Below are 13,358 nucleotides of genomic sequence, written 5' to 3'. Positions count from 1 at the left end.
CATAATAAACAAAGCTTCTGATACTACTTTTTAGTTTTTTTTATAAAATGACAAAAAAAGTTTAACTTGCGCAAATGGTTTAAGATATTTCTTCTAAAAAAAATCACAATTTTTTGTAAGAAATTGGATGAATTTATTTTCCAACAATACCACCGTTGTCTTATGAAAAAAAATATTAATATAAATACGTATTACAAGCTTTTATTATTGATTGTATCTACATCTTTGTTCTTTTTGCTGCTTTATGTTTCGCTTTATCTTTATACAATTAGAGAAGAAAAGCAATTTTATACGACTACATTTAACCAGTATACAAATGAAGTTAATTCGCTTTTCAAACTTAATTCTGAAACACCAATTGCTACAATTATTGATGTTACATTTTGGGATGCATTGGTGAAATTTACTATAACAAAAGATAAAAATTGGTATAGTAGGTCTGTTGCAAGTCAATTTGAGACGTATAACATGGATTATATAGGCGTTTATGATTTAAACAATCGGTTGATTAACAGAACAAAATCTTCTAAGATTAAAACGAATGATTTTATTTTAAAAGGGATGATGTCACAACTTTATAAATCTAAACTCACTCGATTTTATTTACGAATTCCTGAAGGAGTAGTTGAGGTTTTTGGAGCAACAATTCATCCATCAAATGATCCTAAAAAAAATAAATCGAATCCTTCAGGCTATTTTTTCATGGCTAGGCTTTTAGACCAACATTTTTTTGATAGCTTGAATCAAATAAGCAGTTCGAAGGTTAGCATAGTGGATGTAAATCACATTGACACCACTGAAAAAGATGTAGTTATTGTAAACTTAGATCTTAACGATTATAAAAATAATGTCATATCAAAATTAAATTTTAAAAGAGCTTTTAATCTAAATTTTAAAAACGCAAAAGAGATTCTTTTCATAGTCATAATTGCTTCGATAATTAATATTCTAATTTGTTTGTATTACACCAAGCGCTGGGTTTATAATCCTTTGAAATTAGTTACTAGAATTTTGGAAACAGGAAGTCGATCTGCTATTGCTAGTCTAAAAAGAATACAAGGTGAGTTTGGATATATTGGGAATCTTTTTGAAGAAAATAGTAAGCAAAGAAAACAACTAGAGATTTCTAAACACAAAGCCGAGGAAAGCGATAAACTAAAATCTTCTTTTTTAGCTAATTTGTCACATGAAATTAGAACTCCAATGAATGCTATTGTAGGTTTTAGTGATTTGTTGAATAATCCGGATTTAGATGAAAATGAAAAATCAGAGTATTTGAAAATAATTAATAAAAGCGGTACTAATTTGGTCTCAATTATTGAGGATCTTATTGAAATGTCAAAGATTGACGCGCATCAAATCAAGCCTAAATATAAAGGTATTAACCTTAATAAATGCATTCGGGAATTGTATGAAACAATAAAAGTGACCATTCCAAAAGAAAAACAAATTGATTTTCATGTTATTGAATGTTCCAATCCAATTGAAAAACATTTACTTACTGATGAAACTAAGTTAAAACAGATTCTAGTAAATTTAATAGCAAATGCAATTAAATTTACTGATGAAGGTTCAATATCCTTTGGTTATGATGTAAATGAAAATGATGGAACCGTAGTTTTCATCGTTAAAGATACCGGAAGAGGAATAGACGAAAAAAATCTCAAAGCAATATTTGACAGGTTTTTGAGGGTTGAGGATCATTTTGATGCAGAATCAAGTGGTTTAGGCTTGGGATTGGCTATTTCTAAAGCGTATATTGAAATGTTAGGAGGTACAATTTCTGTAAACTCTTCATTTGGTAATGGTTCTGTTTTTACCTTTAAAATCCCTTTAGTTTATGATGAATCTGAAAAGAAAAGTAAGAAGAAGAGCAATGCTAGTTTTTTTCATAATTCAGGAAATGAAACGATTTTGATTGCTGAGGACGATAATATAAACTTCTTGTTATTAAAGAAAATTTTGCAATTAAGGGATTATTCAGTTCTTAGGGCAAATAATGGCCAAGAAGCGGTTGATATCTGTAGGGTAAATAAAGATATAGATTTGGTTTTTATGGATGTAAAAATGCCGATAATGAATGGATTGGATGCTTTTAAAGTTATAAAAAAAACGAATCCAGATTTAATTGTAATAGCTCAAACGGCTTACTCATCAGCCGAAGATAAAGAAATGATACTGAATTTAGGTTTTAAAAATTATATTACGAAACCTTTAAATAAAGAAAAAATATTTGAATTGTTAGATGATTTTTTTGTTTTAAAAAATAAAAAGAAACAAAAGAAAGAGTTGTATCTTTAAATAACTCTTTCTCTTATAAATATACCAATTCGTATAGTTTTGGCCTTTCGAGCCAAATACTAAAAAGGATATTCGCTAAAGTGAGTGTCCTTTTTTTGAATAGTATAGATTTTTAAGGAAGTTCAAACATTAAACTTTAATCAATGAAAACGATATTCAAATCAATAAATCCCTTTTCAAGAGAAATTATTGCGGAGCATAAAGTGTTGACTAATGCTCAATTAAATCAGAAACTGCAATTATCTGAAAGCGCTTTTAAGAATTGGAAGAACACTTCTTTTCAGGAAAGAGCTGATAAAATGAAAAAGTTGGCCAATATCCTCATGGCGAAGAAGGAGAAGTTGGGATTACTTATTAGCAATGAAATGGGTAAAATTTTATCCGAAGGAATTTCAGAAGTGGAAAAATCAGCGGGTAACTGTGACTTTTATGCTGAGAATGCGGAAAAAATGCTGAAAGACGAAAAGTACGACACTCCTTTTACTAGCATGTCGGTTTACGACCCGATGGGGGCAGTTTTTGCGATTATGCCTTGGAATTATCCTTTTTGGCAAGTACTTCGTTATGCCGCGCCGGCAATTATGGCGGGTAATGTGACGATTTTAAAGCATGCGAAAAATGTTATTGGCTGTGCCAAAGCGATTGAAAATGCATTTCTTGAAGCCGGTTTTCCAGAGGGTGTTTTCCAACAAATAACCATAGATATTGCACAGGTTGAAGGTGTAATCGCTTCGGATATTGTGCAAGGTATTACTTTGACAGGTAGTGAAATGGCAGGTTCTTCCGTGGCCTCATTGGCTGGGAAATATATTAAAAAATCAGTAATGGAGTTGGGTGGTTCGGACGCATTTATAGTTTTGAATGATGCAGATATTGAAAAAGCTGCTACTGTTGCTACTCAGTCCAGAATGTTAAATGCTGGCCAGGCTTGCATTTGTGCCAAACGTTTTATCGTCACCGAAAAAGTTGCAGATGAATTTGCTGCTCTTTTTGCACAAAAAATAAATACTTTAATTCAGGGAAATCCTTTGCAGGACGGAATCAATATGGGACCATTGGCCCGATTGGATTTGGCTGAAAAGTTGAGTCATCAGTTAGAAAAATCATTACAGCAAGGCGCTAAGTTAGTGCTAGGAGGAGAACGTGAAAATTGCAATTTCCAACCGACATTAATTGATTTTGTGGATGCCAATAATATTGCTTTTCAAGAAGAAACCTTTGGGCCATTGGCAACTATAATTAGAGCCAAAGACGAAAATGACGCTGTTGCGATTGCCAATAGCCATAGATATGGATTGGCAGCGGCAATTTGGACGGAAGATCGTGAAAATGCATATAGATTAGCTAGAAAGATTGAAGCCGGAAATGTTTTCATTAACTCATTGGTGCGGTCGGATTCCAGAATTCCTTTTGGAGGAATCAAAAAATCAGGTTACGGAAGAGAATTGTCTGAAATAGGAATCAAAGAATTTATGAACATGAAATCAGTAATTATCGAATAAAAGCTAATGTTATCTATAATAAGGGTTTAGTGATGATTTTATGTAAAAATCGAGAGCAGCAATTGCAATCGCAAGTCTGTTCTCGATTTTTATTTTGTTAAATGAGATGCTATAGAACTTCCCTGTATAACGATATGTTCTGTTAATATGTGTACATTACGGCTTTCAATTCTTTAGGTTTATCGGAAATAATTACAATAAATTGAGAGCCTTTGAGAGCTGCATTTTGTTTTAACCTTTTTTCTGCTTGATCCAAAAAAGATTGATTAGTTTCTCCCTTTGTCCTACCTAAAAAACTCGTGATAACGCCAGATTCTTTTAAGCCTTCAGTTTGGTATGGTTTCAATATAATTACTTTCGGATAATCTACTTTTCCAGAAAGTGTAATCTTTTCGGATATAGTTTTAGCTTCTTTTTTTGATTTTTCATGCAATTGGGAAATTGCAAATTGGCTAATTTTCTTTTCCTCATTACTTTCTGCAGTGCTGTAGTAAACTAAATTATTTTCTGTTTTAATGAAGTTTACATCCATTGTTTTTCCGTCATGTTTTGTGATCTCATGTGTTTGCGCCATTAATGATGCCGTTATTGTTAGCATGAGCATTGTGAATATATTTTTCATTTTTATTTTTTGAATATAGATAAATTTAATGAAGCTATTTTGAAGCCCATTTTATACTTTTTAGAAAATCTGGAGTAGTTAACCATGCTTTGGTGGTGGAGTCATATTTTTTAAAGCACATTCTTTGGCTCTGAACAAGTCAGAGGAATTGATATTATCATTTTCAAACGAGGAGTATTCTATACAACTGACATTTTCAAATGTTGTCAGGAAAAGTGTTTTTGTTTTGTTTTCCAAATTGCTTTCTTCTGACTTCTTTTCAATTTTTTCGCATAAATCATATTTTTTATCATTGGCTAGGATAGCAAATAGATCACTTACCCATACAAAGGAGAAAGTGATAAATAATAATAATAATGCAAAAGTTTTGCCCAGTAGTCGAATCATGTCGTAAATATAGTAAAAAAGGAATTTAGGCAAAATTAAAATTTTTGAAAAAAAATGAAATTATCGACACTTTTATAGGATGACGTTGGGATTTACTTGTATTGGTAATTCAGTGCTTTTTTTGTCAAAAGCAGATGAATTGATACAGCTTATTTTTTGATTTTTAAAAAACAGCAATAATTATTAATATTTATTTAAGGCTATTTTTTACAGGGGCTGTGTGTTTTTAATATGTGTTTTTAATTGATTTTTTTAAATTCAAATGGTTTATTTTATTTTAAGTGTGTAAATAATAGGGGTTTTGTTGTAAAATGTGATTATTGATTGTTTAAAATAATTAATTAAAAATATGGAATATTCATTATTTCATCATGATTTTTTGTTATCAATAATTCTTTTTAAAAAGAGGTAAAAAAGTAATTATTATTTTTTCATCTAAGATAAAAGTTAATAAATTCGTCTCAATAAAAAAAGATTTTGCCTATCAAAATCAGAAATTTATTTTTCTTTTTTTGCTTTAAAATTGGGTTAAATAGTGAAAATAAAACGACAATACGGATAAAAATAGAAAACCAAAACCAAAATAAAAACCAACCAGATTACTAATTAAAACTAATTTAAGATGAAAAAAGTAGCACTAACATTAGCATTAATGCTAACAACAACCCTGACATTTGCACAAGATGCGCCAGCTCCGGCTACAACTTTTGCAGGCTCCACTGATGCATATTACAAATACGATTTTTCTAATATCGACAACAGTTATACAAGTTTTACCAATTCTCATAATTCATTTGAATTGGGAATGGCTTCTATTGAAGCATCTCATAAAATGGGTAAAGCCTCTGTTTTTGTTGATTTAGGTTTTGGAAAAAGAGCCGCTCAATTTACTTATAATGATGACGCAACAACATTTATGATTAAACAATTAAATTTCACCTATGAGTTTTCTGATAAGTTTAAAGTTATTGGGGGTAGCTTCGGAACTCACTTAGGGTATGAATTAGTAGACGCTGTTGACAATAAAAACTACAGTATGTCCTACGCATTTACTTACGGTCCGTTTTTTAATACTGGGGTAAAAGCTCAATATACCTCAGGAAAGTACAGTTTCATGGCGGGAATTACGAATCCTACGGATTTTAAATCAACAATTGAAGCGGGTTCAGCCCAAAAGACATTTATCGGACAAATCGCTTATGCTGGTGATACCGGAAGTGCTTATTTTAACGTAACATCTGGAAGTAGTAATCCTTCTTCAGATGAAAATAAAACTCAATTCGACTTTGTGGGATCTAAAAAAATTAGTGATAAATTCTCTTTAGGATTTAACGGAACGTATGCAATGACAAACAATGATAATGACAGTTCTTTAGATGGAGAGTGGTTTGCTTTAGTTGGTTATGCAAACTATGCCGTGAAACAAACGGTAAGTCTGGCATACAGGTTAGAGTATTTTGATGCGAAAAATGCTACTCCTGGTGTTGGAATTCTTGCAGGATCAAGTGTTATCGGAAATACTTTGTCTTTGAATTATAAAGTAGGAAACTTAACAATTATTCCTGAGATTAGAGTTGACCTGTCATCTGAAGATCTATTTATGGATAGCAATTCAAGTCCATCAAGTTCTAACGCTTATGTTTTGTTAGGAACAACGTACAGTTTTTAATCAAATTAGACAAAGGATTTTTTTTTTTTTGCTGTCAAGATTCTTTTTAAGTATTTTGGCAGCTTTTTTTTCGTGAAGCAACTTTATTGAGGGCATATTATTTGAGTAATGAAATTACGTATAATGTCACACCGAATATTTTATCAAACCATTGGTATATATACGTTAGTTTAGGATTTTGTTAGCGTGCAATAGTGCTAAAAGAGATTTTCAAGGTGTTAAATAGTTCCATAAAAAAAACGGCTTTTTGAAACATTCAAAAAGCCGTTTTTTTTATTTTAAACTAATAAATTATTGTTTCTTGTATATCGAGTAGATAATATTCTTAGTATTTTCATCAACCACATCATTGAGTTCAGACTGAATATAATGCAACTTGAAAGATATAATTGCCGCCGAAAGATTTTTGGTGTCGTATCCTATAATTCGTAAGCCTTGTTCTACATTAAAGTCTAAAGGAGCCGTTTCTACTATTTCATCAGACCAAATTCCAAAACCATTTTCAGACAAAATTTTCCAAGGAAATAATGCGCTAGGATCTTTTTTTCTGGTGGGTGCAATGTCAGAATGTCCAATAATATTTTGTGTTGGAATGTTGTAGTCTTTTTTTAATTTAGTTAAAAGTGCCATTAAGCTATTAATTTGTGCATCCGAAAAAACTTCGGTGCCATTGTTATCAAGCTCAATTCCTATCGATGCAGAATTTATATCGGTATTTTTTCCCCATGATCCAGTTCCACCATGCCAGGCTCTTAGATAATCATTCAGCATTTGTATTACTCTCCCATCATCACTAATTACGTAGTGAGCACTTACTTGCGTACTTGGTAAAGTGAATGTTTTTATAGTTTGCTGTAACGAATCTTGTGCTGTATGATGAATTATAATAAAATTAGGCTTTCTTAAATTAAAATTTACAGTACTAATCCATTCTGTGTTTACGCCATTTTTTAAAATGGTAAGCCCAGTTCTTGAAATTGAATCTTTGACATTATGCAATTGGTTGGTATATAAAGTGTCAATGGTGATTTTATAATTGTTTACCAATGGTAAAGAAATTGATTCTTTACTTGAAATGGTTTCTTTTAAGTCATGGAGTTTTTTATTATATATTTTCTCGCTAACTTTATAAGGATTAGGTGCACAAGAAGTGATAATTACTGCAAAAATTAGGTAATAAAAAGAATTCCTCATGCTTATTTATGATTATATTTTTATGTTCCCAGAAGGAATTATCTATTTTTTTTAGATTTTTTTGGATTTTTGCTTTCTTCTGAAAAGATTTTATACTTTTCCTTTTGATCGTCATTTAATAACTCAATAACTCTTCTTTCTGTATTTTCTGAAAGTATTTGAAGGTCTTTCATCTGATCACTTTGATTTGTTTCTTGTTTCAAAATAACACCTTGTCTTTTGATGCTTTCCAACAAGATATTTGAGATAGCAATTTCCTGAAGTTCATCTAAGCCTACTGCGGGTTTTAATTTAAGCATTATTTTGCTTATCGTTTCTTCAGCAGGAATTTCTCTTGGTTTATCCTGTCCTCTGTCTTGACTCATTCCGCTATTCATTCGGCCGCGACCACCATAACCATTTCCACCATAACCATTATTTCCGTATTGAGCAGAAACAGTTTGAATTGATAATAACACAAAAGCACTTATAGCTAACGATTGAACTATTTTCATATTGAATATTTTATAAAGGTTGGGATGTGAATTAGAAATCTAAACAGGTTCTCCGTACAAATCAAATTCAGTAGCTTCGATAATTTTTATCATAACAAACTCTCCAGTTTTCACATAGTGTTTGGAAGCATCAATAAGTACTTCGTTATCAACATCCGGACTATCAAATTCAGTTCGGCCTACAAAATGTCCGCCTTCTTTTCTGTCAATAATACATTTGAAAACCTGACCAACTTTTTCTTGGTTTAAATCCCATGAAATTTGAGATTGCAATTCCATAATTTCGTTGGCACGTTCTTGTTTTACAGTATCAGGAACATCATCTTCCAATAAATAAGCATGTGTGTTTTCTTCGTGAGAATACGCAAAACAACCCATTCTGTCAAATTTCATTTCTTGAACAAAATCTTTTAGGATGTTAAAATCTTCTTGCGTTTCTCCAGGATATCCTACTATTAAAGTAGTACGAATTGCCATTCCGGGAACTGCTTCACGGAAATCTTTTAATAATTTTGTTGTTTTTGCCTGAGTCGTTCCTCTTCTCATCGATTTCAAGATAGAATCTGAAATATGTTGCAAAGGAATGTCAATGTAATTACAAATCTTAGGTTCGCGTTTCATGATCTCCAAAACGTCCATAGGAAAACCAGTAGGGAAGGCGTAGTGCAAACGAATCCATTCAATTCCTTCCACTTTTACTAATGCTTCTAATAATTCACCAAGATTTCTCTTTTTATAAAGATCAAGACCGTAATAAGTCAAATCCTGAGCAATCAAAATTAATTCCTTCACGCCATTTTTTGCCAAACCTTCCGCCTCTTTAACCAATTTTTCAATCGTTTGAGAAACATTTTTTCCTCGCATTAATGGAATCGCACAAAAACTGCATGGTCTGTCACAACCTTCTGAAATTTTTAAGTAGGCGTAATTTTTTGGAGTTGTTGTTAAACGTTCTCCTAATAATTCATGCTTGTAATCTGCTCCTAAAGCTTTCAATAATTGTGGCAGCTCTGTAGTTCCAAAAAACTGATCTACATTTGGGATCTCTTTTTCTAAATCTGGTCTATAACGTTCAGACAAGCATCCGGTAACGAACACTTTATCAACTAATCCTCTTTCTTTCTTGTCAGCATATTCCAGAATCATATTCACTGATTCAGCCTTGGCATTATCAATGAATCCGCAGGTATTTATTACAATAATATTTCCTTCTTCGGCTTCTGGTGCTTCATGTGTAACGTCTTTTCCGCTTGCGCGAAGCTGACCCATAAGCACTTCACTGTCATATACATTCTTTGAACACCCAAGAGTGATTACGTTTATTTTATTCTTTTTTAACGACTTAGTTCTCATAACATTAGAATCCCGATAATTTGGGAATTTTGCAAAATTACAATTTTTTATTCAAACTGAACTTGTTTCAGTTCCTTTTCAGTTTTTTTGTGAAGCTATTCCTGCTGTACGCTGCAAACAAAGTTCACTGAACTCCTATAAAAATGAGTGCTAGGTGAAGTAATCTCCCGAGAAAAAGCGGGAGGATTTTCACTACCATCAGGGATAAAAAAAATCCGTTTCATAATCACGAATCGGATTCTAAATTTTATTTCTGGTGTGATTTTACAATTCAAACGCTAATGTTAGCGAAACATTGTTGTTTATTGCATCTATTCTTGCGCCATCAGTAAATCCTTGACCAAAAAATCCTTGTTGGAAATTTCTTTTGGCATACGAATAAGCTAAGTCTACTTTGGTTGAACCAAAACTGTATCCTAAACCTGCTGAATAGCCAGTCAAATCACCAATAGTCACTTTGTTTTTATAAGGACTTTGTTCGTAACGATATCCTGCTCTTAAGCTCAAAGCCTCAATTTTATATTCAGCACCTATTCTTAATTCTCCGGTAGTATCCAATATCGAATTCATATCGTCGTTTAGGGTATTGAAATAAGGATCATTTTCTGGTTTAAATTTAGTATTACTGTAATTTTTCATGGCATAATCGATACTTATTAAACCCGATTTTCCAAAAACATAGGCAAAACTTCCGGTCAATTTGCTTGGAGTTTGTAATTTATAAGCTTGGTAAATATTGACTACCTGAGGGTCTACAACATCAGATGGTAATTCTCCACCTGTATTAGCGCGCACAGCAACAAGACTTTGTGATAATTCATAATTCAGTTTGCACCAAGTTGAAGATTCATAAGCCAACCCCAAACGAACTTCATTCGTCAATTTTGCAATGGCTCCCACTTGAAATGAGAATCCAGTACCGTAATTATTGAATTGAATTCTTGAAACGTTGTATTCATTAGTTAATGGTGCATTATTACCGGATTCAGAATTACTACAAAATGGAAGTAATTACTATGCATCACAAACTATAGACAATTGTGAAAGCAATCGAATTTTGATAATCGCCCGAATTTCAGGAGCTACAGATTGTAATTTAACAATTGATGATTCATCATTGTCATATCCTAAATTTTTTACCCCAAATGGAGATGGTTTCAATGACACCTAGAAAATCAAATTTTCTGATATCGAAGAGGATTTAACCGTTCAAATATTTGATCGCTACGGAAAATTCATAACCGAATTAAAAAACAATAGTGGTTGGGATGGAACTTTTAATGGTCAAGAACTTCCTGCAACGGATTATTGGTTTGTGGTGAAAAGAACGGATGGATCCGAATATCGAGGTCATTTTAGCTTGAAGAGGTAAAAAAATAACACAAAAAAAGCCCAATAAATGGACTTTTTACGCATAATATATATTCTATTACTTGACTTGAACTAAAATCCAGTTGGATATTTCCTCTAATGCAATTGGAGAGAATGTTTGTTCAATCATTGCATATTCATCAGGAGAACCGGTTTTGCATTCCTGAAACAGATGATTGAGATTAGGTACTATTTTGGTAGTTACTTTTTTATTACCTCCTTTTGCCAACACCTTTTTAATCGCATTTATATTTACATCAGCAGGAACTTGCAAATCTTTATCTCCATTTATTGCCAAAACAGGACATTTCACTTTTTCTAAAGCAGTGGCAGGATCGAATTTCAGAAAATTAACCATCCAAGGACTGGCAATTTGTGAAGTTAATCCGCTGATTTGTGCCTCTGACATTTTATATCCAAATTGCAATTTTAAATAATTATTTATTTTAGTTTTTAGATTAGTATCACTGTCGCTCGAGGCTAAAACTATATCATAAGCACCTTGAAAAATTTCTTGCCCCTTTTGAATTTCACTTTCGGGAACTCCCATTTGTCGTTCTATTTTTTCCTTTTGCAAAAGCATCAATTTATCTCCTCGAATTCCTGTTCCAGCCAATAATACAATAAAATCTATATCCTTCGAATTCCCCACAACAATAGGTGCAATTACTCCTCCTTCACTGTGTCCAATTAATCCAATTTTACTTTTATCAATTTCTTTTCTGCTACGCAAATAATCAACTCCTGCTTGAACGTCTTTAGCAAAATCCATAGTGGTTGCTTTTTTAAAATCGCCCGTAGATTTGGCAACTCCGCGATCATCAAATCTTAAAACTGCAATTCCTTTTTTAGTCAAATAATCGGCTAAAACAAGAAAGGGTTTGTGTCCCATTAATTCTTCATCTCTGTTTTGCGGACCGCTACCTGTAATCAAAATCACAGCAGGAAAGTGACCTTCTTTTTGGGGCAAACTTAAAGTTCCTGCTAAAACATTTTTATCTGTTTTATTTTCAAATGTTACTTCTTCCGTATAATAGGGATAGGGCTTTTGTGGCTCTTGAGGTCTTATTACTACTTTTTCTTCTATACTCCCTCTTGACATATTCAAAGCAAAGGATTGACCTCCTTGCACAAAATTACCAACAATTATATTATCCTTATTTAATATTCCCTCATAAACAATTGCTGCAGCCGGTATTTGCAGCTTCAAAATAGAGTTTGCAAAACTTGTGGTCGTTATCGGAATTCCTTTGACTCCTTGATCGGGACTATCCATCGTCGAGCTATAACCATTTTCGGATTTACTGATATTAAATACAACTCTTAACTGTGCCCCGGGAACTTTCAAAACCCCATTCCATTGCCCTGAAATTTCTTGCCCGACCATTGTAAAAGAAGCTAAAATTGCTATTAAAAAAAATACTGTTTTCTTCATTTTATTTGATTAAATCTATAAATTATAATTGGTACTAAATTCTTAAAACTCCTAACTCTTTTTCTCTATCTCCTTAAACTTAATATAAGAATACACTATTGGCACGAATGCTAAAGTGAAACCAATACCAATAAAAGCTTTGGAAAAAGTAAAATCCGGAAAAATCAATCCGCCTAAAACTATTATTACACCACCAATAAACCAAAGTTGACCAGCAAAAGCATGTGTAACTTTCCAAACTTCGATGTTTTCTAAAGTCCATGGCGTTCGAATTCCGATAAAATAATTAGGCTGAATGACCTTGAAATAGTTACCAAAAACCATTAATAAAACACCTACAGTTACATAAATTAAACTTGGATTAGAAAAGAATTGATTTTTTGTGATGTACAAAATAAACAAAGCCACCAAGGACATAAACAAAACCAGAAAAAACTTCAACTGATAAAATTTACCACCCATTAAATCCATTCTTTTTTTAGGATCCAGTTTTGAAGCTGCAAGCATGATAACATACATCAAAACAGGCAGCATAAACAATAATATAAATAACGAATACTTACTACCCCAATCGTCAATTTCTCCTTTCAAATTCCAATGTATCGGAACTCTTTCAGGAAGACTATTCCAGATTACGGCTAAATACACAAAAGGAGTCAATACAATTCCGATAATAGGTAATTCTTTTCTTAAAGTTAATTTCATTTTTTTATTTTTTAAAAGTTAATATCCATTGCAAAACATCTTCCATTATAATAGTGTTGATAGAATAAATTACGAATTGTCCTTTTTTTTCAGAGGTAATTAAATCGGCTTGTTTTAAAATATCCAAATGGTGAGAAATACTGGGTTTTGAAATATCAAAATGATCCGCGATTTCACCCGCTGCCAATTCCTTTTTTTTCAAAAGTTCCAATATTTCTCTCCGAGTGGCGTCATTTAAAGCTTTAAAAATGGCATTCATTATTTAAAGTATTTATATATTTAGACAAATGTCTAAATATTTTTTCGCTTTAGCAAATATTTGTTC

The 13,358-nt window shown here is 32.1% G+C and carries 14 protein-coding genes; 5 read left to right on the top strand and 9 right to left on the bottom strand.

The annotated features are described in order from the left end of the window. Positions 1-162: 162 nt before the first annotated feature. On the top strand, positions 163-2,301 hold the full coding sequence (locus ACFX5E_RS07450; protein ID WP_379854564.1) for an ATP-binding protein: 2,139 nt from the start codon (positions 163-165) through the stop codon (positions 2,299-2,301). 143 nt (positions 2,302-2,444) lie between these two features. Beyond that, positions 2,445-3,803: an NAD-dependent succinate-semialdehyde dehydrogenase gene (locus ACFX5E_RS07445; RefSeq protein WP_379854563.1), complete on the top strand. Its 1,359-nt coding sequence runs from the start codon at positions 2,445-2,447 to the stop codon at positions 3,801-3,803. A 142-nt stretch (positions 3,804-3,945) separates the two neighbouring features. On the opposite strand, the gene ACFX5E_RS07440 is transcribed toward ACFX5E_RS07445, so the two are convergent. After that, positions 3,946-4,425, bottom strand: a complete 480-nt coding sequence (locus ACFX5E_RS07440) for a hypothetical protein (protein WP_379854562.1) — start codon at positions 4,423-4,425, stop codon at positions 3,946-3,948. Between the two features lie 78 nt (positions 4,426-4,503). Continuing rightward, positions 4,504-4,812: a hypothetical protein gene (locus ACFX5E_RS07435; protein WP_379854561.1), complete on the bottom strand. Its 309-nt coding sequence runs from the start codon at positions 4,810-4,812 to the stop codon at positions 4,504-4,506. Between the two features lie 622 nt (positions 4,813-5,434). Between ACFX5E_RS07435 and ACFX5E_RS07430 the strand changes: the two genes are divergently transcribed. Further along, a complete protein-coding gene (locus ACFX5E_RS07430; protein ID WP_379854560.1) occupies positions 5,435-6,481 on the top strand; it encodes an outer membrane beta-barrel protein in 1,047 nt (348 codons plus the stop codon). A gap of 291 nt (positions 6,482-6,772) precedes the next feature. On the opposite strand, the gene ACFX5E_RS07425 is transcribed toward ACFX5E_RS07430, so the two are convergent. From ACFX5E_RS07425 to ACFX5E_RS07410, 4 genes are all read right to left on the bottom strand, one after another. Further along, the gene (locus ACFX5E_RS07425) at positions 6,773-7,675 is read right to left on the bottom strand and encodes an N-acetylmuramoyl-L-alanine amidase (RefSeq protein ID WP_379854559.1); all 903 of its coding nucleotides are present in this window, start codon (positions 7,673-7,675) and stop codon (positions 6,773-6,775) included. A gap of 38 nt (positions 7,676-7,713) precedes the next feature. Further along, complete coding sequence (locus ACFX5E_RS07420) at positions 7,714-8,169, bottom strand: hypothetical protein (RefSeq protein ID WP_379854558.1); 456 nt, start codon at positions 8,167-8,169, stop codon at positions 7,714-7,716. Positions 8,170-8,208: 39 nt separating this feature from the next. Further along, a complete protein-coding gene (gene rimO / locus ACFX5E_RS07415; protein WP_379854557.1) occupies positions 8,209-9,522 on the bottom strand; it encodes a 30S ribosomal protein S12 methylthiotransferase RimO in 1,314 nt (437 codons plus the stop codon). Between the two features lie 264 nt (positions 9,523-9,786). After that, on the bottom strand, positions 9,787-10,461 hold the full coding sequence (locus ACFX5E_RS07410; protein WP_379854676.1) for an OmpP1/FadL family transporter: 675 nt from the start codon (positions 10,459-10,461) through the stop codon (positions 9,787-9,789). Between the two features lie 10 nt (positions 10,462-10,471). On the opposite strand from ACFX5E_RS07410, the gene ACFX5E_RS07405 reads away from it, so the two are divergent. Together ACFX5E_RS07405 and ACFX5E_RS07400 are read left to right on the top strand one after the other, a co-directional pair. Next, a complete protein-coding gene (locus ACFX5E_RS07405) occupies positions 10,472-10,693 on the top strand; it encodes a hypothetical protein (protein WP_379854556.1) in 222 nt (73 codons plus the stop codon). Between the two features lie 3 nt (positions 10,694-10,696). Further along, positions 10,697-10,894 carry a T9SS type B sorting domain-containing protein gene (locus ACFX5E_RS07400; protein ID WP_379854675.1) on the top strand — a complete coding sequence of 66 codons (198 nt, stop codon included), beginning with the start codon at positions 10,697-10,699 and terminating at the stop codon, positions 10,892-10,894. A gap of 57 nt (positions 10,895-10,951) precedes the next feature. On the opposite strand, the gene ACFX5E_RS07395 is transcribed toward ACFX5E_RS07400, so the two are convergent. From ACFX5E_RS07395 to ACFX5E_RS07385, 3 genes are read right to left on the bottom strand one after another with little or no spacing between them, the layout of a single operon-like run. Next, positions 10,952-12,328, bottom strand: coding sequence for an alpha/beta hydrolase family protein (locus ACFX5E_RS07395; RefSeq protein WP_379854555.1), 1,377 nt, complete (start codon positions 12,326-12,328; stop codon positions 10,952-10,954). Positions 12,329-12,379: 51 nt separating this feature from the next. After that, the gene (locus tag ACFX5E_RS07390) at positions 12,380-13,033 is read right to left on the bottom strand and encodes an SdpI family protein (RefSeq protein ID WP_379854554.1); all 654 of its coding nucleotides are present in this window, start codon (positions 13,031-13,033) and stop codon (positions 12,380-12,382) included. 4 nt (positions 13,034-13,037) lie between these two features. Further along, positions 13,038-13,292, bottom strand: coding sequence for an autorepressor SdpR family transcription factor (locus ACFX5E_RS07385; RefSeq protein WP_379854553.1), 255 nt, complete (start codon positions 13,290-13,292; stop codon positions 13,038-13,040). Between the last annotated feature and the right edge of the window lie 66 nt (positions 13,293-13,358).

It is taken from the genome of Flavobacterium xylosi (assembly GCF_042787345.1).
In the GTDB taxonomy this organism is placed as follows: Bacteria; Bacteroidota; Bacteroidia; order Flavobacteriales; family Flavobacteriaceae; genus Flavobacterium; species Flavobacterium xylosi.
This window is presented reverse-complemented; position numbering and strand designations above follow the sequence as displayed.

What these genes read in the sequence shown, in the direction of transcription:
- ACFX5E_RS07395 (WP_379854555.1), bottom strand. Translation starts at nt 12,328, where the DNA reads ATGAAGAAAACAGTATTTTTTTTAATAGCAATTTTAGCTTCTTTTACA.
- ACFX5E_RS07425 (WP_379854559.1), bottom strand. Translation starts at nt 7,675, where the DNA reads ATGAGGAATTCTTTTTATTACCTAATTTTTGCAGTAATTATCACTTCT.
- ACFX5E_RS07450 (WP_379854564.1), top strand. Translation starts at nt 163, where the DNA reads ATGAAAAAAAATATTAATATAAATACGTATTACAAGCTTTTATTATTG.
- ACFX5E_RS07385 (WP_379854553.1), bottom strand. Translation starts at nt 13,292, where the DNA reads ATGAATGCCATTTTTAAAGCTTTAAATGACGCCACTCGGAGAGAAATA.
- ACFX5E_RS07445 (WP_379854563.1), top strand. Translation starts at nt 2,445, where the DNA reads ATGAAAACGATATTCAAATCAATAAATCCCTTTTCAAGAGAAATTATT.
- ACFX5E_RS07420 (WP_379854558.1), bottom strand. Translation starts at nt 8,169, where the DNA reads ATGAAAATAGTTCAATCGTTAGCTATAAGTGCTTTTGTGTTATTATCA.
- ACFX5E_RS07440 (WP_379854562.1), bottom strand. Translation starts at nt 4,425, where the DNA reads ATGAAAAATATATTCACAATGCTCATGCTAACAATAACGGCATCATTA.
- ACFX5E_RS07390 (WP_379854554.1), bottom strand. Translation starts at nt 13,033, where the DNA reads ATGAAATTAACTTTAAGAAAAGAATTACCTATTATCGGAATTGTATTG.
- ACFX5E_RS07435 (WP_379854561.1), bottom strand. Translation starts at nt 4,812, where the DNA reads ATGATTCGACTACTGGGCAAAACTTTTGCATTATTATTATTATTTATC.
- rimO (WP_379854557.1), bottom strand. Translation starts at nt 9,522, where the DNA reads ATGAGAACTAAGTCGTTAAAAAAGAATAAAATAAACGTAATCACTCTT.
- ACFX5E_RS07430 (WP_379854560.1), top strand. Translation starts at nt 5,435, where the DNA reads ATGAAAAAAGTAGCACTAACATTAGCATTAATGCTAACAACAACCCTG.